Origin of the sequence: Paracoccus sp. UBA5162 (assembly GCF_002413585.1) — a bacterium.
GTDB lineage: Bacteria > Pseudomonadota > Alphaproteobacteria > Rhodobacterales > Rhodobacteraceae > Paracoccus.
This window is the reverse complement of sequence record NZ_DHXG01000045.1, coordinates 20427-39881: the sequence shown is the minus strand read 5'-3', so window position 1 is coordinate 39881 and position 19455 is coordinate 20427. Positions and strand designations below refer to the sequence as shown.

The window sequence follows — 19455 nt, the reverse complement described above, 5'->3', positions numbered from 1 at the left end:
CGCAGGCTTTCTGCCGCGCGTCACGCAGCAGTTTCACTGGCTCAACCGCGGCTACGGCAGCTATGACGATTTCCTGGCCGCGCTGTCGTCACGCAAGCGCAAGGCGTTGCGCAAGGAACGCCAGCGGGCGCAGGAATTCGGCGGCCGCATCGTCCATCTGACCGGCGACGATCTGAAACCGCATCACTGGGACGCCTTCTGGGCCTTCTATCAGGATACCGGCGGGCGCAAATGGGGCACGCCCTACCTGACCCGCGCCTTCTTCGACCGCATCCACGACACGATGCGCGACGACATCCTGCTGGTCATGGCCGAAAGCGACGGCCGCCCGATCGCGGGGGCGCTGAATTTCCTGGGGCCCGATGCCGTCTATGGCCGCTACTGGGGCTGCGTCGAAGACCACGCCTTCCTGCATTTCGAACTGTGCTACCATCAGGCCATCGACCACGCGATTGCCCATGGCCTGTCGCGTGTCGAGGCCGGCGCGCAGGGCGAACACAAGCTGGCGCGGGGATACGAGCCGGTGCCGATCCATTCGCTGCACTGGGTCGCGGATGAGGGATTCCTGCGCGCCCTGGCCGATTATCTGGATCAGGAACGCGAGGCGATGGGCGGCGAGATCGCGGCGCTGGCCGACTGGACCCCGTTCCGCAGGGGCTGAAGCAGGGCGGCCGGATCCGCATGGCCATGCGCGGCCAGTGCCTGCAAGGCGGCCCGTCGCCCCGGCCGGTCGGGGTCCGGGTCGGCCTGCCACGGATGCCCGCCCAGCCTGTTCAGGTAGCTCGCGGCAAATCCGTGCTGCCGCGCGCCCGCCAGGATCAGCGCCAGATACCAGTCGAAGGGAACGAGGCCGGGCTGCGGGTCGCAGGCCAGATAGGTCATTGCCCGCGCCGGCCGGTTCCCGTGGCGGATCGTGACATCCTCGACGCGGTCATAACCGTGTCCCGCGCCCTCGAACCGGTCCAGCGCGGCCAGATCGGCAGACTCCATCGCGTAGAGAACCCCAGCCGCCTTGTCCGGGTCCGCGGCGATCAGCGCCGCCTTGCCGGACCCGTCCATGCCGCGCTTCTCGAAGCGGACGCAATGACCTTCCGCCCATGCCGGTCCCAGCAGCCGGGCCGAGGGACAGCGCGCCCTCAGCCGCGCCGACAGCATGTTGGAGCCATAGGCGAAATACAGGATCCCGCCCACGATCGCCGATCAGACCTTTTCCAGCAGCGACTCGCCGGCGCTGACGCTGCATTGTCCGGGCGCGTCCTCGATGTCGATCGCCTCGACATTGCCGTCCCGCAAAAGCGCGGCAAACCGTTTGCAGCGGCCGTAAAAGCCTGCGGGCGGAGCGTCGAAATCCAGGCCGAGCGCCTTGGTGACGCTGCCATCGGCGTCGGCCAGAACCTCGATCCCGGCTTCGGCCGCGCCGGTTGCATCGGACCACGCCTTGGCGACGAAGGGATCGTTGACGGTCAGGCAGACGATCCGGTCGATGCCCTTTTCGCGGAACTTGGGCGCGGTGCGCACGAAGCTGGGCATATGCGCGTTGGTGCAGGTGCCGGTAAAGGCGCCGGGCAGGCCGAACAGGGCGACGCGGCCCTCGGCCAGTTCGGCGGTGGAAACCGATTCGGGGCCTTTCTCGCCCACGCGCAGCAGGCTGCCTTGGGGGAATGTCTGACCGGTCTGGATGCTCATCGCGCCTACTCCATGAATTGCAACGGATTCGGCGTGACTATAGGCTGTGCCCCGATGACTGGCCAGCAGCCGGAAGGGCAGGGGATGCGGATCGTGATTGTCGGCGCGGGACAGGCGGCTGCCTCGATGGCGGCGCGGCTGCGCGCGCAGGGCCATGACGGGCCGCTGACGGTGCTGGGTGCCGAACCCTTGGCGCCCTATCAGCGCCCGCCTCTGTCCAAGGCCTATCTGCTGGGTCAGATGGGATTGGATCGGCTGGTGCTGCGCGGCCCCGAATGGTGGCAGGATCAGGGGATCGACCTGCGCCTCGGCGAGACGGTCACCGCCATCGACCGCACCGCGCGCGAGGTCGTGTCGGATCGCGGCCGTCTTGCCTATGACGCGCTGGCGCTGACGCTGGGCGCGGTCCCGCGCCGGCTGCCGGCCTCGATGGGCGGTCATCTTCCGGGGGTTCACGTCATTCGCACATTGGCCGATGTCGATGCGCTGGCCCCTGCCATGCAGCCGGACCGCCGGCTGATCGTGATCGGCGGCGGCTATATCGGGCTGGAGGCCGCCGCGGTCGCCCGAAAGCTGGGATTGCAGGTCACGCTGATCGAGGCCGCGCCGCGCATCCTGGGCCGCGTCGCGGCCCCCGAGACGGCAAAGTTGATCCGCGAGCTGCACCATGCCCATGACGTGAAGATCCTGGAAGACATCGCGATAGAACGCATCCTGGGCGAGCCGCGCGCCACCGGGGTCAGTCTTGCCGACGGGCGCGAACTGCCGGCCGATATCGTGGTGACGGGAATCGGCGTGGCCCCTGAAACGGCCCTGGCCGAGGCGGCGGGGCTGAGGATCGACAATGGCATCGCGGCCGACGAACAGGGCCGCACATCGGATCCGGCGATCTGGGCGGCGGGCGATTGCGCCAGCTTTCCGTGGCAGGGCGGGCGCGCGCGGCTGGAAAGTGTCGGCGGCGCCATCGACATGGCCGAGGCCGTCGCCGACAACATGCGGGGCGCGGACCGGCCCTATCAGCCCAAGCCGTGGTTCTGGTCCGACCAGTTCGACGCCAAGCTGCAGATTGCGGGTCTGGGCACCGGCTACGACCGGATCGTGACCCGTCAGGGCGATGGCGCGCATGGCGGCTCGGTCTGGTATTTTCGCGCGGACCGCCTGATTGCGGTGGATGCGCTGAACGACGCCCGCGCCTACATGATCGGCAAGCGCCTGATCGAGGCGGGCAGATCGCCCGATCCGGACGCCATTGCCGATGCCGCCGACCTGAAGGCGCTTCTGTCATGAGCCCCCGCAACGCCGTTGCGCCTGCAGGGGCGGGGGGGCGGTGCCTCTGGCCCGGGCTTGACGCCACCGCAGGGCGGCCCGTCGGGTGAGGATCGTCGGCGGCACGCTGCGCGGCCTGAAACTGGCCGAACTGGGCGCGGGCGATGCGGCGGCGCATCTGAGACCGACCACCGACCGGGTGCGCGAGGCGATCTTCAACCTGCTGATCAACGGCAGCCATGGCAATCCGCTGCCCGGCGCGCGGGTGCTGGATCTGTTCGCGGGCACCGGCGCCCTGGGGCTGGAGGCGCTGTCGCGCGGCGCAGCGCGGGTGAGCTTTGTCGATGACGGCATGACGGCGCGGGCGCTGATCCGGGCGAACGTGGAACGGGCGCGGGCGAAGGACGTGACCGACCTGTGGCGGCGCGATGCCACGCGGCTGGGCCCCGTCCCGGACCGGCCGTTCGGGATGATCTTTCTGGACCCGCCCTATGGTGCCGGCCTGGGCGAAGCTGCCATCGCTTCGGCGCTGCAGGGCGGCTGGATCGCCCCGGGGGCGATGATCGCCTGGGAAGAGGCGCGCGGACCGATCGTGCCTGCGCCGCTGGTCCGGATCGATCAGCGTCGATATGGCGATACATGGGTGACGCTGGCGCGATTGCCGGAAGGCTGAAATCCGCCAAGGCAGCAAGCCGCGACCGCCCGTCGCGGAGTCGTCGCGGGGTCGTCGCGGCTGTGGGGATATCGCCCCGCCCTGTCCGCGCGCGCTTCGCCCGGTCAGGCCGGTTCGGCGATGACGCGGGCTGCGGCTTCCAGCGCACCCGGCCCGTGCGCGATGTCCAGCGCCGTCATGCCGGCCTCCATGCAGCCGAGAACGCCCATGATCGTGGCCGCGTTGGCGTGGCCCATATGCGCCACGCGCAGCGCGTTCCGGGGCTGCGCCGCGCCCAGTCCGATGCCCAGCGTCACGCCGCATTGCTGGGACAGCCACTCGCGCAGATCATCCGCCCCCGGCACCGTCATGGCCGTGACCGAGGCCGCCCGCGCCATCGGGTCGCCGACCGACAGGCAGATCCCGCAACCGTCCTCGCCCCAGGCCTCGGCCGCGGCCCAGACCGCCCGGGCCAGCGCCGCATGGCGGGCCCATGTCGCGATCAGCCCCTCTTCATCCAGAATCATGCGCAGCGCCTCGTCCAGCGCAAAGAGATGCTGGACCGGCGGTGTGCCGCCCCAGAAGCGCCACAGGGCATCGGCCCCGGCGCGCGTGTGCCAGTCCCAGTAGGGCGTGACCCGCGGGCCTTTGCCCCGCGCCGCCGCCTTGTCCGAAAACCAGACGAAGGCCATGCCGGGCATCGTCATCATCCCTTTCTGGCTGGCCGCAATCAGCACATCCACGCCCCAATCGTCCATCATCATCGGCGCGCAGCCCAGCGAGGCGATCGCATCGACGGCCAGCAGCGCCGGGTGATCGCCCATCGCCGCGCGCAGCGCGGGAATGTCGGCGGTGGTGGCGCTGGCCGTGTCGGTCTGGCAGACCAGCACCGCGCGGATACGGCCCTCGCCGTCTTCGGCCAGACGCTGCGCCAGCCGCTCGGCCTCGGGCGGGGCGTTGCCGAAATCCAGCCGCTCGACCTCGACGCCAAGCTGGGTCAGAAGCTCGGCCCATGACCGGCCGAAATGACCCGAGGTCAGCACCAGCGCCCGATCGCCCGGTGCGAACATGTTGATCGCGGCGGCCTCCCAGCCGGCATGACCGTTGCCGATATAGGGCGCCAGATGGGCCGAGGTGCCGGCGAGGCGCTTCAGCTGGGCCATGACACGCAGGTTCAGTTGCGCCAGATCGTCGCCGTAGATGTCGGGCGAGGCGCGGTGCGCGGCGCGCATCACGCGGTCGGGCAGCGGCGAGGGGCCGGGAATGGCGATGGCGGGATGACCGGCGGCGAGGCTCATGGTGGCGGATCCTTCACGATGTGCAGAATTCGGTAGGATGCGGCGCGCGTGCAGTCAACCAGCCTCGCATCGCGGGGGACATTGGCGTCGCGGCACCAGGCCTCAGCGGAACCGGCGCGGGACCTGGGGGATGCGGCTGGGCGCATAATCGGCCGCCGGGTGCGGCGGTCGGCCATGGTGGCGCGACCAGAAGCGCGGGCCCCCGCGGCGCAGGAACAGCGGCAGCGCCAGCACGATTCCGGCGATGAAGCCCCCGGAATGGGCCCAGTAGGCGACGCCGCCGCCATCGCCTGCAACGGTGAAACCGCCGAACACCTGCAGCGCGAACCAGGCGCCCAGGACCAGCCAGGCCGGCACGGTGAAGATCTTGAAGAAGATGATGAAGATGGCGATGACATCGATCCTGGCCCGCGGAAACAGCAGCAGATAGCCGCCCATCACCCCCGCGATCGCGCCCGAAGCCCCCACCATCGGCACCGGCGAGAAGGGCGCAGCGGCGATCTGTCCCGCCGCCGCCGCCAGGCCGGCCGCAAGGTAGAAGGCCAGAAAGCCGCGATGGCCCATCTGGTCCTCCAGATTGTCCCCGAAAACCCACAGGAACAGCATGTTGCCGCCGACATGCAGCAACCCGGCATGCAGGAACATGTGGGTCAACAGACCCCACAGAAGTTGTCCGTTCACCACCGCCAGCGGATACAGCGCCAGCCGCGCCCACAGCCATTCCCCGCCCGGAACCCCGGGCAGCGTCATCAGATACATCACGATATTCGCCGCGATCAGCGCATAGGTGACATAGGGTGTCCTCTGCGAGGGATTATGGTCGCGGATCGGAAACATCGTGCCTCGCGGGGGCCTTGGTCCGGCCCTGGTCGGGGCCATGTTCGCCCGGTGCGCGGGCGGCTGCAAGCTTTCCCTGTCGCGGCGCTGCGCGGCGCGCTAGACAGGTGCCGGACACGCCTTTCCGGAGAGCTTTCATGACCAGCATGACCGACCGCAGGAACGCCGCCATCTCTCGTGGTGTCGGCATGACCACACAGATCTATGCCGAACGGGCCGAAAATGCCGAGATCTGGGACAAGGACGGCAATCGCTATATCGACTTTGCCGCGGGCATCGCGGTGGTCAATACCGGCCATCGCCATCCCAGAGTGATCGAGGCGGTTCGTGCCCAACTGGACCGCTTTACCCATACCTGCCATCAGGTCGTCCCCTACGAGAATTATGTCGCGCTGGCCGAGAGGCTGAACAGCCTCGTTCCCGGCGATTTCGACAAGAAGACCATCTTCGCCACGACCGGCGCCGAAGCGGTCGAAAACGCGGTCAAGATCGCGCGGCACCATACGCAGCGGCCGGGGATCATCAGCTTCGCGGGCGGGTTTCACGGGCGCACCTTCATGGGTATGGCGCTGACCGGAAAGGTTCAGCCCTACAAGGCCGGCTTCGGGCCGATGATGCCCGATATCTGGCACCTGCCCTTTCCCAACCCGCTGCACGGAGTCACGGCCGAGGATGCGCTGCGCGCCCTGACCGGTCTGTTCAAGGCCGATCTGGAGCCCGAGCGGGTGGCCGCGATCATCATCGAGCCGGTGCAGGGCGAGGGGGGATTCTACGAGGCGCCGCAGGGCTTCATGGCCGAATTGCGCGGGCTGTGCGACAAATACGGAATGCTGCTGATCGCGGACGAGGTGCAGACCGGCTTTGCGCGGACCGGCAAGCTGTTCGCGATGGACCATCATGGCGTCGCGGCCGATCTGGTGACGATGGCAAAGGGGCTTGGCGGCGGGCTGCCGATCAGCGCCGTGACCGGCCGGGCCGAGGTGATGGACAGCCCCAATCCCGGCGGTCTGGGCGGCACCTATGCAGGCAATCCGCTGGCCGTCGCGGCCGCTCATGCGGTGCTGGACGTGATCGAGGACGAGGATCTGTGCGACCGGGCCGTGCGGCTGGGCCAACGGCTGAAGCAGCGGCTGGCGGCGCTGCGCGACGAGGTGCCCGAGATCGCGGATATACGCGGCCCGGGCTTCATGAACGCGGTCGAGTTCAACCTGCCCGGCAGCGCTTCACCGCATCCCGACTTTGCCAACCGGGTGCGGAGCGAGGCGCTGGATCGCGGCCTGATCCTGCTGACCTGCGGGGTGCATGGCAATGTGATCCGGTTCCTGGCCCCGCTGACCATCCCGGACGCGGTCTTCGAGGAGGCGCTGGATGTGATCGAGGCCAGCTTGATCGCGGCGCGGGAATAGGACCCGCAACGGACGCGCGGTGCTGATTCCGGAAATCCCGCCAGATGCGGGGCACGGGCAGCGGGTGCAGCGGGGCGGCTCGGGCTATGCACCACGCGGGCCGCGGCGACGCCGGGGATCGGGACTGCGCCCGAACCCCCGGAGACCGGCCCCCCATCACCGCCGCGGCAATGGGCCAATGGTCGTGACCGGCCGGACCGAGGGGATGGACGCCGCCATGCCGACCTTGCCACGGCGACAACCGGCCTTATATCGGGTCATGCAATCTCCGGGCCGGCAAGGCCGGGCGCTCCGGGGCCGCGGTCGGCGGCGGTGTCGGCCGGGTTGATCATGGCGCACAACTCGTGCGACAGACAGCCGCAGCCGATGCAGTCGGAAAGCCGGTCCCGGACGTTCTGCAACAGGTGGATGCGGCGGTCCAGATCGGCGCGCCAGCCCTCGGAGATCCGGCGCCACCGGTCGCGATCCAGCGGCAGGCCATTGACGGCCGGACCCAGAGCGGTGCGGATTTCGGCCAGCGGGATCCCGGCCTGCTGACCGGCCTTGATGATCGCCAGGATCCGAAGGCTGGCGCGGCCATAGCGACGATGGCCGATCGCGTTGCGGGAGGCTGTCAAAAGCCCCTCGCGTTCATAGAAACGGATCGCCGAGACGGGGATTCCACTGCGCCGGGACAGCGCGCCGACGGGAAGGCTGTTCGGCAGAGACGATTGTGACGAATTGATTTTGCGGGACATTTTGTCCTTGTCCTCAACCAAGGTTCAGGCGCTAGGGTCGCATCCTGCAACGCAAATGGCAAGGAACAGGCATGGGACGACAGAAGATCATCGGCGTGATCCTGGGCTCGATCCGCGAGGGTCGGGTGAATGATCGCGTCGCGCGTTGGGTCACCGGCCAGCTTGAGCGGCACGGTTTTGCCACGCGGCTGATCGACCCGGCCGATCCCGGCCTGCTGCCGGTGCAGATCGGCGACAAGGCGGCGATCGGCAGCCTGCACCAGCGGATGCAGGGGCTGGACGGTTTCGTCATCGTCACGCCGGAATACAATCACGCCGAGCCGGGGCCGCTGAAGACGCTGATCGATTCCTCGGGGCCGGGCTGGTTCGCACGGCCCGTGGGGCTGATCAGCTATGGCGGCATGTCGGGCGGGCTGCGCGCGATCGAGGCGCTGCGCATCATCCTGGCCGAACTGCACACCGTGACCCTGCGCGATACGGTCAGTTTCGTCTCGCCCTGGCGGAGGATCGACGAAGCGGGGCGGATCGCCGACCCCGAGGACGCGGCGGCGGTCGAGGCGGCGATGGCCGTCTTCGCGCATCGGCTGGACTGGTGGGCCGACGCGCTGGCCGTGGCGCGCGAAGGACGACCCTATGATCCGGAGGAGGGGTGATGGACCGGCTTCTGAAGGACCCCCGCGCATGGGGGCTGATGATGGCCGCGATGCTGACCATCATGTCCAACGCCACGATCACCCCCTCGCTGCCGGGGCTCGAGGCGCGCTTTGCCGACGACCCCCGGGCCGCGACGCTGACCCGTCTGCTGATCACCGCGCCCTCGCTGCTGGTCGCCATCGTCGCGCCTTTCGCCGGCAGCCTTACCGACCGGCTGGGGCGGCGCAAGCCGCTGCTGGTGGGCATGGTGATCTATACCGTGGCGGGAACCGCAGGGCTGTATCTGGATTCGATCGAGGCCATTCTGGTCAGCCGCCTGGTGCTGGGCCTGGGGGTGGCGTCGATCATGACGTCGCAGGCCGCGCTGGTCGGCGATTATTTCGAAGGTCCGGCGCGTGGGCGGCTGATGGGCTATCAGATCGCCGCGACCAATCTGGGCGGACTGGTCTTTGTCAGCGTGGCGGGCGTGCTGGCCGCCCAGGACGCGCGCCTGCCCTTTGCGATCTACGGGCTGGCCGGGCTGCTGCTGCCGATCCTGTCGGCGATCCTGCCCGAGCCGGCGCGCGCGGCCGATGGCAGACCCGTCAGCGGACCGCATCTGACCGGGGCCGAGCCGGGCTGGCAGGGCGTGGTCGCGGTGATGGCGGGCGCGGCGATGCTGACCTTCGTGATCTTCTACGCGATCCCGACGCAACTGCCCTATCAGCTGAACGCGATGGGTCTGACCGATCCGACCAGCGCCGGGGCGGCGATGGGGGCGATGATGCTGGCCGCGGCCATAGCCTCGATCGTCTCGGGGCTGGTGCGGCCCCGGCTGGGGCGGATCGGGACGCCGGTGACGGGGTATCTGTTGCTGGCGACCGGATTTGCGGGGCTGACGGCCGAACATTCGCTGCCGGCCGAGATGATCTCGACCGGGCTGATCGGCGCAGGGCTGGGCTTTTGCATGCCGACCTTCATCACCACGGCGCTGAACGTGACGCCCGCGCGGCATCGCGGGCTGATCTCGGGGCTGATGACGGCGGCGATTTTTCTGGGTCAGTTCCTGTCGCCTCTGGCATCTCAGCCGCTGGTCGCCCATCTGGGCTATTCGGGCACGTTTCGCGTGGGCGCGATCGCCTTTGTCGCGCTGGCGGTGCTGCTGACCATCACGTTGCGGCGACAGGGCGGCGGTGCGGCCCGGCCGGTGCGGGCGAACTGACGGCCGAAGGACAAGGAAACGAGGGATGACGAATATCATCGAAATCGACGATCTGTCGAAGCAATACGGCAGCGGCACCACGGCGCTGCAAGGCGTCAGCATGGAGATTGCCGAGGGCGAGATCGTGGCCCTGCTGGGCCCGAACGGGGCAGGCAAGACGACGCTGATCTCGATCATCTGCGGGCTGGTCGTGCCTACGGGCGGCACCGTCCGCGTCGGCGGCCACGACATCCGCACCGATTGGCGCGCCGCGCGGCGGCTGATCGGGCTGGTCCCGCAGGAAATCGCGCTGGAGCCGTTCGAGACGGTCTGGAACACGGTGCGATTCACGCGCGGCCTGTATGGCGCGGGGCCCGACGATGCCTATCTGGAACAGGTGCTGCGGTCGCTGGCCCTGTGGGACAAGCGCGCCGCGATGACGCGCGAATTGTCGGGCGGGATGAAGCGGCGGGTGCTGATCGCCAAGGCGCTGTCGCATCAGCCCAGGGTGCTGTTTCTGGACGAACCGACGGCGGGGGTCGATGTGGCCCTGCGCCGCGAGATGTGGCAGGTCGTCGAAGGGCTGCGCCGCGACGGCGTGACCATCATCCTGACCACGCATTATCTGGAAGAGGCCGAGGAGATGGCCGACCGCATCGGTGTCATCAATCGGGGCGAATTGCTGCTGATGAAGCCCAAGGACGACCTGATGGGCGAGTTCGGCAGGAAATCCCTGACCATCGAACTGGATGCGCCGCTGACGGCGGTTCCGAAATCGGTCGCGGATCGCGGTCTGGTTCTGTCCGAAGACGGGCGCGCGATCCGCTATGATTACGACACGCGGGCCGAGCGCACGGGCATTGCGCGCCTGCTGGGCGATCTGGCCGGCGAGGGCGTGACGGTGCGCGATGTCTCGACCCGGCAATCCAGCCTTGAAGAGGTGTTCATGACGCTGGTCAACGAGGACAGGAAAGCGGAGGACGCGGCATGAGCCCGGCCGTCAACTGGCCCGGCATCTGGGCGATCTTCCATCACGAGATGATGCGATTCTTCCGCACCATCATGCAGTCGATGCTGTCGCCGGTGATCTCGACGACGCTGTATTTCGTGGTCTTCGGCGCGGCGATCGGCGGACGTATCCAGTCGGTCGAGGGCGTGCCCTACGGCGCCTTCATCGTGCCCGGCCTGATGATGCTGACGATTCTTCAGCAATCGGTCAGCAATGCCAGTTTCGGGATCTATTTCCCGAAATTCTCGGGCACGATCTACGAATATCTGGTCTCGCCCGTCGGCTGGATCGAGGTGACGGCGGGTTTTGTCGGCGCGGCCGCGGTCAAGGCGATGCTGATCGCGCTGGTGATCCTGGCGACCAGTTTCTTCTTCGTGGGCGTTCATATCCTGCATCCGTTCTGGATGATGGCCTTCCTGTTCCTGACCGCGCTTGGCTTTTCGTTGCTGGGCTTCATCATCGGGCTTTGGGCCCGGTCGTTCGAGCAGTTGCAACTGATCCCGCTGATGGTCATCACGCCCCTGGTGTTTTTGGGCGGCGCCTTCTATTCGGCCTCGATGCTGCCGCCCTTCTGGGAGGCGGTGGCCAAGCTGAATCCGGTTCTCTACCTGATCTCGGGCTTTCGCTGGGCCTTCTTCGGGCTGGCCGATGTGCCCGTCGGCGTGTCGCTGGTCGCGGTGGCGGTCATGGTGGTGATCTGCTTTGCCATCATCCGCTGGATCTTCGCGACCGGCTGGCGGCTGCGGGAATAGGCATCGGCGCGGTGGCGGGCCGCCCGACCACATGTCTGGCACAGCCACATCCGCGCCCGCCTGCGGTCGGGCGCGGCCGCGTTTTCTGAACCGGCATCCGGGCCGGCCGCCGGATTGGTGGCCAGCGTGGCGGGTTAGCGGGTGAACTTCTTGTATTTCACCCGCTTCGGCTCGATGCTGTCCGGTCCCAGCCTGCGCACCTTGTCCTGTTCATAGGCCTCGAAATTGCCTTCGAACCATTCGACATGGGCATCGCCCTCGAAGGCCAGGATATGGGTGCAGAGGCGATCGAGGAAGAAGCGGTCGTGGCTGATGATCACCGCGCAGCCGGCAAAATCTTCCAACGCGGCTTCCAGCGCCTGAAGCGTCTCGACGTCCAGATCGTTGGTCGGTTCGTCCAGCAGCAGCACGTTGCCGCCCGATTTCAGCAGCTTGGCCATGTGGACGCGGTTGCGTTCCCCGCCCGACAGCTGGCCGACCTTCTTCTGCTGGTCGCCGCCCTTGAAGTTGAAGGCGCTGCAATAGGCGCGGCTGTTCATCTGCGCGTCGCCCAGAACGATCTGTTCGGCACCGCCGGAAATTTCCTCCCACACGGTCTTGCCGGCTTCCAGCGCGTCGCGGGACTGATCGACATAGGACAGGTGCACCGTGTCGCCATAGGTGATTTCGCCGTCATCGGGCTGTTCCTGCCCGGTCAGCATCCGGAACAGGGTCGATTTGCCGGCGCCGTTCGGGCCGATCACGCCGACGATGCCGCCGGGCGGAAGGCTGAAATCCAGCCCCTCGATCAAAAGCTTGTCGCCCATGGCCTTCTTGAGGCCGTCGACCTCGATCACCTTGTTGCCCAGGCGTTCGCCATTCGGGATGATGATCTGCGCGCGGGACAGTTTCTCGCGTTCGGACTGGCCGGCCATCTCGTTATAGGCGTTGATCCGGGCCTTCTGCTTGGCCTGACGGGCCTTGGCGCCGGCGCGAATCCATTCCAGTTCGCGTTCCAGAACCTTCTGCTTGGACTTGTCCTCGCGCGCTTCCTGTTCCAGCCGCTTGGCCTTCTGTTCCAGCCAGGCCGAGTAATTGCCCTCGTAGGGGATGCCGCGGCCGCGATCCAGTTCCAGGATCCAGCCGGTGATGTCGTCGAGGAAATAGCGGTCATGCGTCACGATCAGGATCGTGCCCTTGTATTCGATCAGGTGCTTTTGCAGCCAGGCAATGGTTTCCGCGTCCAGGTGGTTGGTCGGCTCGTCCAGAAGCAGCATGTCCGGTGCTTCCAGCAGCAGCTTGCATAACGCGACGCGGCGCCGTTCGCCGCCCGACAGGGTCTCGACATCGGCATCGTCGGGCGGGCAGCGCAAAGCCTCCATCGCGACGTCGATCTGGCTGTCCAGATCCCACAGGTCCTCGGCGTCGATCTGATCCTGCAACGCGGCCATTTCCTCGGCCGTCTCGTCGGAATAGTTCATCGCCAGTTCGTTGTAGCGATCCAGCTTCTGCTGCTTGGCCTTCACACCTTCCATGACATTGCCGCGCACGTTCAGCGCCGGGTCAAGCTGCGGCTCCTGCGGCAGATAGCCCACGGTCGCGCCCTTCGCGGCCCAGGCCTCGCCGGTGAAATCCTTGTCCAGACCGGCCATCACGCGCAGCAGAGTGGATTTGCCGGCGCCATTGACGCCGACCACGCCGATCTTGACGCCGGGCAGAAAGTTCAGGCGGATGTTCTCGAACACCTTCTTGCCGCCGGCATAGGTCTTGGACACGCCGTCCATGTGATACACGAACTGATAGGACGCCATCGGAATCTCCTGAAGGTTTTGCAGGCTATGTAGGCCAAAGCGCGGGCGGCGAAAAGGTCAGCGCAGCCGGTCGACGAAATCGGAGCCCATCTCGCGGGCGAGAAAGTCGATCTGCGGAGCCAGCCTTTCGGTCAGCGCCTCGACCGTCTCGGGCGGGGGTTGCAGGCCCGCGGGATTGGCAAAGACCTTCTGGCGCAGGTTCATGTAGGGGAAGGGGCCGATGCCCAGATAATCCTCGATCTCGTCCATCAGCAGGTCGGGCTCGCGCGCGATGCGGCCGAAGGGGATCACCATCATCTGCGGAAACCGCGCCCGCCAGCGCGGCAGATAGGTCGCGTAATCGCCGCGATCGAGCAGCACGGGGTTGTCCAGCTCGGCCCGCCAGTCTGAATTGGTCGCGGGCACGCGCCTTTCGCGCCGAAGATTCATCCGAAGCTGCGAGATGGCGCGGTCGACCGGGTGACGGATCAGGTAGACGATCTTGGCCTTCTTCAGAAAGCCCGCCACGAAATCCACGCCGTCTTCGGGCAGGGTCGAATATTCGGGCGTGAAATCCATCGGCACGGCATGGGCGGGGGCGGGAAAGAAGACGCGCTTGTACCATTGGTTGTGAAACATCCGGCCAGCCGTCAGCCCGTCCAGATAGGCATCCAGTTCCGGTGGCACCGGCACGTCGCGTCTGGCATGGCGGTCGCGGATCTCGGCCGGCTTGTTGCGATAGTGCCAGCCGATCCAGCGGCGGTGTCCGGGGATGAAGCGGTGGTTGAAATACTGCACCTCCTTGAAGGGCGGGATCCAGACCTGCGGATGCTGGCCCAGCATCTGCGCCAGCCAGCTTGTCCCCGCCTTCTGCGCACCGATGCACAGGGCGCCGGGCTTGCGCGGGGCGCCGTCGGGGTCGAAAGCCGGGCTGATGGTGATCATCGTCTGAATCAAGGGCATCCCCCGCAAAACGGCGTCATCGGTCTTCTGGGCCGCCTGCGCAGGATAGGACGCCGAACCGGCACGTCAAACCGGTGATCGGCAGCCGGATGATGCGGGTCGGTGCGCGCGCGCGGTGCGTCCCGCGCCACGGGGGTGGCAAAGCCACGTCCGGCCGGCGCCGCCACAGGGACGGCGGATCGAAGCGCTGGATCCCGAAGATGCCGACTGGCCAGAAGACAGTTCCCAAAAGCCCCTATTCGCGCAGCTTCACGACGTTGCTTTGCGAATGGTTGGCATAGGTCGGCCAGTCGGGTTCGTATTGCTGGGCCTGGTTTCCCCAGACATTCCAGCCCTCGCGCGGACCGCGTGCGAACATTTCCAGCCGGGGGCCCCAGCTGCACGCCTCGATCAGACCGTATTGTTCGTCGGGCTTGCGGCTGTGCTCGCGCTTCTGGGTGACGAGGATATTTTCCTGCGACCGGCCCGCCGCCAATGTCCGCACATCCTTGCCGCGCACCCCGAACAGCAGGATTTCGGTCACGTTGCGGAAATAGAAGCCGACCCCGCGACGGTCCGGGCCGCCATCCTTGCGGATCTTGTACCAGATCAGGTTGCTTTTGTATCTGAAGCCCCATTGATCCATGACCCGAAGCCCTTCGGGCAGCAGCGCGTTCGGAACCCACAGATACAGGTGCGCGCGCGCGGCTGCGATGGCCTCGACCGGCAGATCGCAGATGTCGTCCAGCGTCATGGTCGGATAGCGCGACAGCCTTTTGTGTTCTGGCGCCATCTTGCCGGTGCGGTTCTGGAACTGCCAGGGCGGATCGGCGAGGATGGTGCCGAAACGCGTGGATCCGGCTGCCGCCAGAAGATCGTCACTCGCGCTGTTCATCGCCTCGCCCTTCTACATATAGTGCTTCGGTGATCCCGAATACCAATAGCGGACAACCGGCCCCGCCGCCACCTTCAATCCGCGGCAGAAGCTTGGACATATGCGTCGTCGATTCGCCATAGGACGATCCTCGTCCCAAAGTCCTGAAGATTCGTTGCAGCGCGTCGGATCGGGTGACGATCACGCCCACGCTCAGCGCGCGCAGATCGAAGAGCAGCCTGAAATTGTTCAGATCACGGTCATAGAACGGATCCTTGTTGTTCCATTCGATTTCCAGGCCGATGCCGTTCTTGAAGCAGTCCACCTTGTGCGTGGGGCTTTCGGTCAGCGAATCGTCCACGACGATGCCGGTCCGGAACTGGCGTTCGGACCATCCGCGCCGCGCCAGCGCGCCGTCGATGAAGGCCGAGACGCGCGACTTGTTGCCGCCGCCGACTTCGATCCATTCGCGTCGCAGCCGGAACGCGGTCAGGACATCGACGATATCGCGCCATTCGTCGGGGAAATCATGGGCCAGGATCGCGCTGGCATGGCGCCATTCATGGACCTCGTAGTGATCGCTGATGAAGGCGGGCAGCCGGTTGCGCAGGCTCACATGTGACCCCACAGGTCGTATTCGCCGGCCTCGTCCACGGTCACGGTGACGATATCGCCGGGCGACAGCGCCTCGAACCCCTGGTCGATGAACAGGTTGCCGTCGATTTCGGGCGCATCGGCTTTGGTGCGGCAGGTGGCGCCATCGGCGTCCACCTGATCCACGATCACCTGGACCCGCTGTCCGATCTTGGCGGCGAGCTTTGCCTCGCTGATGGCCTGCGCCTTCTGCATGAACCGCTCGAACCTGTCCTGCTTGATTTCGGGGGCGACATGATCGGGCAGATCGTTTGCCCGCGCGCCCTTGACGTTCTCGTATTGAAAGCAGCCGACGCGATCCAGTCGCGCCTCGTCCAGCCAGTCCAGCAGGGTCTGGAATTCGGTCTCGGTCTCGCCGGGATAGCCGACGATGAAGGTGGATCGCAGGGTGATCTGGGGGCAGATCGCGCGCCAGGCCGCGACCTCGTCCAGCGTCTTCGCCGCCGCCGCCGGCCGGGCCATGCGGCGCAGCACGTCGGGATGCGCGTGCTGGAAGGGAATGTCCAGATAGGGCAGCACCCGTCCTTCGGCCATCAGCGGGATCAGGTCGCGCACATGCGGATAGGGATAGACATAATGCAGCCGCACCCATGCCCCCAGCGAGCCAAGGTCGCGGGCCAGATCGGTGATATGGGCGCGGTGGCCGCGTTCCTCGGCATGGCGGCGGTCAAGGCCGTAGGCGCTGGTGTCCTGGCTGATGACCAGAAGCTCGCGGACCCCGGCCTCGACCAGCCTTTCGGCCTCGCGGATCACCGCATGGGCCGGGCGGCTGACCAGGCGGCCGCGCATGTCGGGGATGATGCAGAACTTGCACTTATGGTTACAGCCCTCTGAGATCTTGAGATAACTGTAATGGCGCGGCGTCAGGCTGACGCCGCTGGCGGGCAGCAGGTCGATGAACGGATCGGGCGCGGGCGGGACCGCGTCATGGACCGCATCCAGGACCTGTTCGTATTGATGCGGTCCGGTCACGGCCAGGACGCGGGGATGCGCGCCGGTGATATAGTCGGGCTCCGCCCCCAGGCAGCCGGTGACGATCACCCGGCCGTTTTCGGCCAGCGCCTCGCCGATCGCATCCAGCGATTCCGCCTTGGCGCTGTCCAGAAAGCCGCAGGTGTTGACGACCACCGCATCCGCGCCCGCGTAATCCGCGCTGATCGCGTAACCCTCGGCGCGCAGGCGCGTCAGGATGCGTTCGCTGTCCACCAGCGCCTTGGGGCAACCCAGGCTGACCATTCCGATGGTCGGCTGACCGTCGCGCCGCTGTTCGGGGATGCGGGCGCGGGCAAGGTCGGGGCGAAGATCGGGCGGGTTCTGCTGCATGGGCCGCAGATAAGCGATTCCGCCCGGTCAGGGAAGGGCCGCGCACAAGACCTGACGATTGCGTGACAGGAGCGACTGACGGCTTTCGCGCCGGCTTGCTTCCGCCGATACTGTTGCCATGACCACGACCATGGCCCGGCTGATGCTTGCCCTTGTCCTTGTCGCGCCGCCGCCGGCCGGCCCCCGGCTGCCGGCGCCCGAGCGCGGTCGATGAAGGCGGCCCGGATCGCGCTGCTGGTCGCGCTGGCCCTGGCGCCGCTGCCGGCGGCGGCCGAGATGCGCGTGACCGATGGCTATCTGGATATCTGGAACGACAAGGGCGGCAATGTCCTGCAGATGGTCCGGCGGCGGGCCGAACTGGCGCGGTCAAGCCGTCCGATCCGCATCCGGGGCGTTTGCGATTCGGCCTGCACGATTCTGACTACGCTGCCCAATGCCTGTCTGGGCCCGAAACTGACGATCGGCTTTCATGCGCCGCGCATCCCCGGCACCACGATCATCCCGCCGCTGGTCGATCAGATCATGGGCGAATATTACCGCAACGGGATCCGCCGGGAATGGTTCGGCGGCTGGAACCGGTCCTTGTCGATCAACCGGATCAGCGCGCGCGAATACGTCCGCCTCGATCCGCAGGCGAAGATCTGCAAAAGGTCGAAACGGCCGGGCCGCAAGAAATGAACCCGCATCCCGCCCGTCGCGGCACGGAGTTGCGGGCCGCGGGCCCGATTACGACGTCACCTGCTTGCGATCCGAGCAGGTGGCTTTCCGCGCCGGCGCGATCGGTTGGGGCCGGGTTTCGCCCTGGGCGTCGCCGGTCTGCGGCGTGGCCTGTGTCTGCGGCGCGGGGATCACGGGAACGGGTGTCGGCGTCTCTTGCGCGACAGCAGGCAGGGCCAGCAGCGCGGCAATGGCGGCGGAAACGGTCAGACGGGGCATGGCGGTTCCTGTCCAGTTGGGATGTATCCGGACAGAATGCGGCCGAATCACCCATTTTCCAAAGGAAACCCGCCGGCATCGGCGGCAGATCGCATGTCCGACCCCACCGAAACGTGACTGTTCCCGCATCCGACGGCCTTCTATCCCTGTCCGGGTGCGACATCCGATGACGACCCGAAAGGAACGCCCATGCCGACCCGCCGCCATTTGCTGACCGCCTGTGCCGCGCTCGGTGCCGCCGCGCTGCCGGCCTTCGCGCAGGACCGGCCCAACCCGATGCCCGAGGAACTGCGCAAGGCGCTGGAACGCTCGCCCAATGCTCCGGTTCTGGGCAATCCGCAGGGCGATGTCACGCTGACCGAGTTCTTCGACTACAATTGTCCCTTCTGCCGGAAGATGGTCGGCACGGTGCAAAGGCTGATCCTGTCCGATCCGCAGCTTCGCGTCGTCTATCGCGAATGGCCGGTCTTCGGGCCCGGCAGCGAATTTGCGGCCCGCGCCTCGCTGGCCTCGCTGAGCCAGGGAAAATACTGGCAGTTCCATGAGGCGCTGATGAAATTGAAGGTGCGCGCGGCCGAACCGACGGTGATGCGCGTCGCCCGTGAGGTCGGACTGGATGAGGCGCAATTGCGCCGCGAGATGGACGCCAAGCGTGTCAGTGACCACATCGCCCTGTCCTTCCAGCTTGCCGATCATATGGGCCTGATGGGGACGCCCGCCTTCGTCGCCGGAGACGAGGCCGTCTTCGGCGCGATGAGCCTGAAGGAAATGCGTGATATGGTCGCCCGAGCCCGCAAGACGCTGGGCACCTCGGCGGGCTGAAGGGATCTTCGACGGCGCTTTCGGTTCGGTGGCCGCATCCCGGGGCCGGGCGGGGCCGTCGGTTCAGCGCACCTTTTCCATCAGGACCGAACGCCGCGAACAATCGCGCCGCGCATCGGGCGCGCAGTCGCGTGGCTGAAGATCGCGGGTCAGGCAGATGCGGACCTCCTGCAGGGCCTCGGACCGGCAGGTGACGGTGATGCCGTCGCGGGTCAGCGCCGGATTGGCCTCGATGAAGGCATCCTCGATGACCGAGGGCGGCAGCGTGATGTCGCGGGACAGGCCGTCGAACACACCGGGGATGCGCGCGCGCGTCGCCGCCTCGCGGGTGGCCGCGAAGTAGCCGGCCGCCGACAGCCCCGAACAGCGGCCATGTTTCTTCCACTGATACCAGGCCAGTCCGCCCGAGCCCATCAGATCCGCCATCGCCTGACTGTCCCGCCGCGACGGGTCGCGTTCGTCCGAGGCGCAATCCTGCGGCCAGCCGCGTTCATATTGCGGCCAGAGCCCATGGACGATGAAATCGGTCTTGCCGCCGGCGTCGCATTGCCCGGCATCGCGGGAATCCCCCGTCGCACGGCACCAGGAGGGCGACCAGCCAAGCGACAGGACGTAATAATCGAACCGGCCGGCGCGGTCCTGGGCGGCGGCCGGCACT

General features: G+C 67.0%; 22 protein-coding genes. 10 read left to right on the top strand and 12 right to left on the bottom strand.

Annotated features, from left to right (window positions below):
- A partial coding sequence (locus B4A72_RS06165) for a GNAT family N-acetyltransferase (protein WP_292978233.1) occupies positions 1-661 on the top strand: 661 nt, incomplete at its 5' end.
- Here the strand turns inward: B4A72_RS06165 and B4A72_RS06160 are convergent.
- Positions 592-1191: a gamma-glutamylcyclotransferase family protein gene (locus B4A72_RS06160; protein ID WP_292978232.1), complete on the bottom strand. Its 600-nt coding sequence runs from the start codon at positions 1189-1191 to the stop codon at positions 592-594. The two genes, B4A72_RS06165 and B4A72_RS06160, sit on opposite strands and share 70 nt — an antisense overlap.
- A gap of 9 nt (positions 1192-1200) precedes the next feature.
- Positions 1201-1686, bottom strand: coding sequence for a peroxiredoxin (locus tag B4A72_RS06155; protein WP_292957660.1), 486 nt, complete (start codon positions 1684-1686; stop codon positions 1201-1203).
- A gap of 84 nt (positions 1687-1770) precedes the next feature.
- Between B4A72_RS06155 and B4A72_RS06150 the strand changes: the two genes are divergently transcribed.
- Complete coding sequence (locus B4A72_RS06150) at positions 1771-2973, top strand: NAD(P)/FAD-dependent oxidoreductase (RefSeq protein ID WP_292978249.1); 1203 nt, start codon at positions 1771-1773, stop codon at positions 2971-2973.
- Between the two features lie 85 nt (positions 2974-3058).
- A complete protein-coding gene (locus B4A72_RS06145; protein ID WP_292957654.1) occupies positions 3059-3625 on the top strand; it encodes an RsmD family RNA methyltransferase in 567 nt (188 codons plus the stop codon).
- A 104-nt stretch (positions 3626-3729) separates the two neighbouring features.
- On the opposite strand, the gene B4A72_RS06140 is transcribed toward B4A72_RS06145, so the two are convergent.
- Both B4A72_RS06140 and B4A72_RS06135 read right to left on the bottom strand, forming a co-directional pair.
- A complete protein-coding gene (locus tag B4A72_RS06140; protein ID WP_292957651.1) occupies positions 3730-4902 on the bottom strand; it encodes a pyridoxal-phosphate-dependent aminotransferase family protein in 1173 nt (390 codons plus the stop codon).
- Positions 4903-5004: 102 nt separating this feature from the next.
- Positions 5005-5739: a rhomboid family intramembrane serine protease gene (locus B4A72_RS06135; protein ID WP_292957648.1), complete on the bottom strand. Its 735-nt coding sequence runs from the start codon at positions 5737-5739 to the stop codon at positions 5005-5007.
- Between the two features lie 137 nt (positions 5740-5876).
- Between B4A72_RS06135 and B4A72_RS06130 the strand changes: the two genes are divergently transcribed.
- Entirely contained in the window at positions 5877-7145 is a 1269-nt protein-coding gene (locus tag B4A72_RS06130; protein ID WP_292978231.1) for a 4-aminobutyrate--2-oxoglutarate transaminase, read from the top strand.
- A 257-nt stretch (positions 7146-7402) separates the two neighbouring features.
- On the opposite strand, the gene soxR is transcribed toward B4A72_RS06130, so the two are convergent.
- Positions 7403-7882: a redox-sensitive transcriptional activator SoxR gene (soxR, locus tag B4A72_RS06125; RefSeq protein WP_292957642.1), complete on the bottom strand. Its 480-nt coding sequence runs from the start codon at positions 7880-7882 to the stop codon at positions 7403-7405.
- Between the two features lie 71 nt (positions 7883-7953).
- Here soxR and B4A72_RS06120 point away from each other — a divergent pair, with 71 nt between their 5' ends.
- The 4 genes from B4A72_RS06120 to B4A72_RS06105 are packed head-to-tail and all read left to right on the top strand — an operon-like array spanning position 7954 to position 11477.
- Positions 7954-8535: an NADPH-dependent FMN reductase gene (locus B4A72_RS06120; protein ID WP_292957639.1), complete on the top strand. Its 582-nt coding sequence runs from the start codon at positions 7954-7956 to the stop codon at positions 8533-8535.
- Complete coding sequence (locus B4A72_RS06115) at positions 8535-9737, top strand: MFS transporter (RefSeq protein ID WP_292957636.1); 1203 nt, start codon at positions 8535-8537, stop codon at positions 9735-9737. The genes B4A72_RS06120 and B4A72_RS06115 overlap by 1 nt, the downstream gene beginning before the upstream one ends.
- Before the next feature lie 25 nt (positions 9738-9762).
- Positions 9763-10707, top strand: coding sequence for an ABC transporter ATP-binding protein (locus tag B4A72_RS06110; protein WP_292957633.1), 945 nt, complete (start codon positions 9763-9765; stop codon positions 10705-10707).
- Positions 10704-11477, top strand: a complete 774-nt coding sequence (locus B4A72_RS06105) for an ABC transporter permease (RefSeq protein ID WP_292957630.1) — start codon at positions 10704-10706, stop codon at positions 11475-11477. Before B4A72_RS06110 ends, B4A72_RS06105 begins: the two co-directional genes overlap by 4 nt.
- A gap of 134 nt (positions 11478-11611) precedes the next feature.
- Here B4A72_RS06105 and ettA read toward each other — a convergent pair whose 3' ends face one another.
- The 5 genes from ettA to rimO all read right to left on the bottom strand — a co-directional run bounded on the left by ettA (position 11612) and on the right by rimO (position 17039).
- Entirely contained in the window at positions 11612-13267 is a 1656-nt protein-coding gene (gene ettA, locus B4A72_RS06100) for an energy-dependent translational throttle protein EttA (protein ID WP_292957627.1), read from the bottom strand.
- Between the two features lie 57 nt (positions 13268-13324).
- Entirely contained in the window at positions 13325-14191 is an 867-nt protein-coding gene (locus tag B4A72_RS06095) for a sulfotransferase family protein (RefSeq protein WP_292978230.1), read from the bottom strand.
- A gap of 253 nt (positions 14192-14444) precedes the next feature.
- A complete protein-coding gene (locus B4A72_RS06090; RefSeq protein ID WP_292957621.1) occupies positions 14445-15083 on the bottom strand; it encodes an MT-A70 family methyltransferase in 639 nt (212 codons plus the stop codon).
- Positions 15067-15678 (bottom strand): BglII/BstYI family type II restriction endonuclease, encoded by a 612-nt coding sequence (locus tag B4A72_RS06085; RefSeq protein ID WP_292957618.1) that lies wholly within the window; start codon positions 15676-15678, stop codon positions 15067-15069. Before B4A72_RS06085 ends, B4A72_RS06090 begins: the two co-directional genes overlap by 17 nt.
- Complete coding sequence (rimO, locus tag B4A72_RS06080) at positions 15675-17039, bottom strand: 30S ribosomal protein S12 methylthiotransferase RimO (protein WP_292978229.1); 1365 nt, start codon at positions 17037-17039, stop codon at positions 15675-15677. Before rimO ends, B4A72_RS06085 begins: the two co-directional genes overlap by 4 nt.
- A gap of 210 nt (positions 17040-17249) precedes the next feature.
- Between rimO and B4A72_RS06075 the strand changes: the two genes are divergently transcribed.
- On the top strand, positions 17250-17717 hold the full coding sequence (locus B4A72_RS06075; RefSeq protein WP_292957612.1) for a hypothetical protein: 468 nt from the start codon (positions 17250-17252) through the stop codon (positions 17715-17717).
- Positions 17718-17765: 48 nt separating this feature from the next.
- Here B4A72_RS06075 and B4A72_RS06070 read toward each other — a convergent pair whose 3' ends face one another.
- Positions 17766-17975, bottom strand: a complete 210-nt coding sequence (locus B4A72_RS06070; protein ID WP_292957609.1) for a hypothetical protein — start codon at positions 17973-17975, stop codon at positions 17766-17768.
- 189 nt (positions 17976-18164) lie between these two features.
- Here B4A72_RS06070 and B4A72_RS06065 point away from each other — a divergent pair, with 189 nt between their 5' ends.
- Positions 18165-18797: a DsbA family protein gene (locus B4A72_RS06065; RefSeq protein WP_292957606.1), complete on the top strand. Its 633-nt coding sequence runs from the start codon at positions 18165-18167 to the stop codon at positions 18795-18797.
- A gap of 63 nt (positions 18798-18860) precedes the next feature.
- On the opposite strand, the gene B4A72_RS06060 is transcribed toward B4A72_RS06065, so the two are convergent.
- Complete coding sequence (locus B4A72_RS06060) at positions 18861-19454, bottom strand: ribonuclease T2 (RefSeq protein WP_292978228.1); 594 nt, start codon at positions 19452-19454, stop codon at positions 18861-18863.
- Between the last annotated feature and the right edge of the window lies 1 nt (position 19455).

Bases quoted from the DNA above. Each gene is read 5' to 3' on its own strand.
- B4A72_RS06155 (WP_292957660.1), bottom strand. From the start codon at position 1,686: ATGAGCATCCAGACCGGTCAGACATTCCCCCAAGGCAGCCTGCTGCGC.
- B4A72_RS06150 (WP_292978249.1), top strand. From the start codon at position 1,771: ATGCGGATCGTGATTGTCGGCGCGGGACAGGCGGCTGCCTCGATGGCG.
- B4A72_RS06140 (WP_292957651.1), bottom strand. From the start codon at position 4,902: ATGAGCCTCGCCGCCGGTCATCCCGCCATCGCCATTCCCGGCCCCTCG.
- B4A72_RS06135 (WP_292957648.1), bottom strand. From the start codon at position 5,739: ATGTTTCCGATCCGCGACCATAATCCCTCGCAGAGGACACCCTATGTC.
- B4A72_RS06130 (WP_292978231.1), top strand. From the start codon at position 5,877: ATGACCAGCATGACCGACCGCAGGAACGCCGCCATCTCTCGTGGTGTC.
- soxR (WP_292957642.1), bottom strand. From the start codon at position 7,882: ATGTCCCGCAAAATCAATTCGTCACAATCGTCTCTGCCGAACAGCCTT.
- B4A72_RS06120 (WP_292957639.1), top strand. From the start codon at position 7,954: ATGGGACGACAGAAGATCATCGGCGTGATCCTGGGCTCGATCCGCGAG.
- B4A72_RS06115 (WP_292957636.1), top strand. From the start codon at position 8,535: ATGGACCGGCTTCTGAAGGACCCCCGCGCATGGGGGCTGATGATGGCC.
- B4A72_RS06110 (WP_292957633.1), top strand. From the start codon at position 9,763: ATGACGAATATCATCGAAATCGACGATCTGTCGAAGCAATACGGCAGC.
- B4A72_RS06105 (WP_292957630.1), top strand. From the start codon at position 10,704: ATGAGCCCGGCCGTCAACTGGCCCGGCATCTGGGCGATCTTCCATCAC.
- ettA (WP_292957627.1), bottom strand. From the start codon at position 13,267: ATGGCGTCCTATCAGTTCGTGTATCACATGGACGGCGTGTCCAAGACC.
- B4A72_RS06095 (WP_292978230.1), bottom strand. From the start codon at position 14,191: ATGATCACCATCAGCCCGGCTTTCGACCCCGACGGCGCCCCGCGCAAG.
- B4A72_RS06090 (WP_292957621.1), bottom strand. From the start codon at position 15,083: ATGAACAGCGCGAGTGACGATCTTCTGGCGGCAGCCGGATCCACGCGT.
- rimO (WP_292978229.1), bottom strand. From the start codon at position 17,039: ATGCAGCAGAACCCGCCCGATCTTCGCCCCGACCTTGCCCGCGCCCGC.
- B4A72_RS06075 (WP_292957612.1), top strand. From the start codon at position 17,250: ATGAAGGCGGCCCGGATCGCGCTGCTGGTCGCGCTGGCCCTGGCGCCG.
- B4A72_RS06070 (WP_292957609.1), bottom strand. From the start codon at position 17,975: ATGCCCCGTCTGACCGTTTCCGCCGCCATTGCCGCGCTGCTGGCCCTG.
- B4A72_RS06065 (WP_292957606.1), top strand. From the start codon at position 18,165: ATGCCGACCCGCCGCCATTTGCTGACCGCCTGTGCCGCGCTCGGTGCC.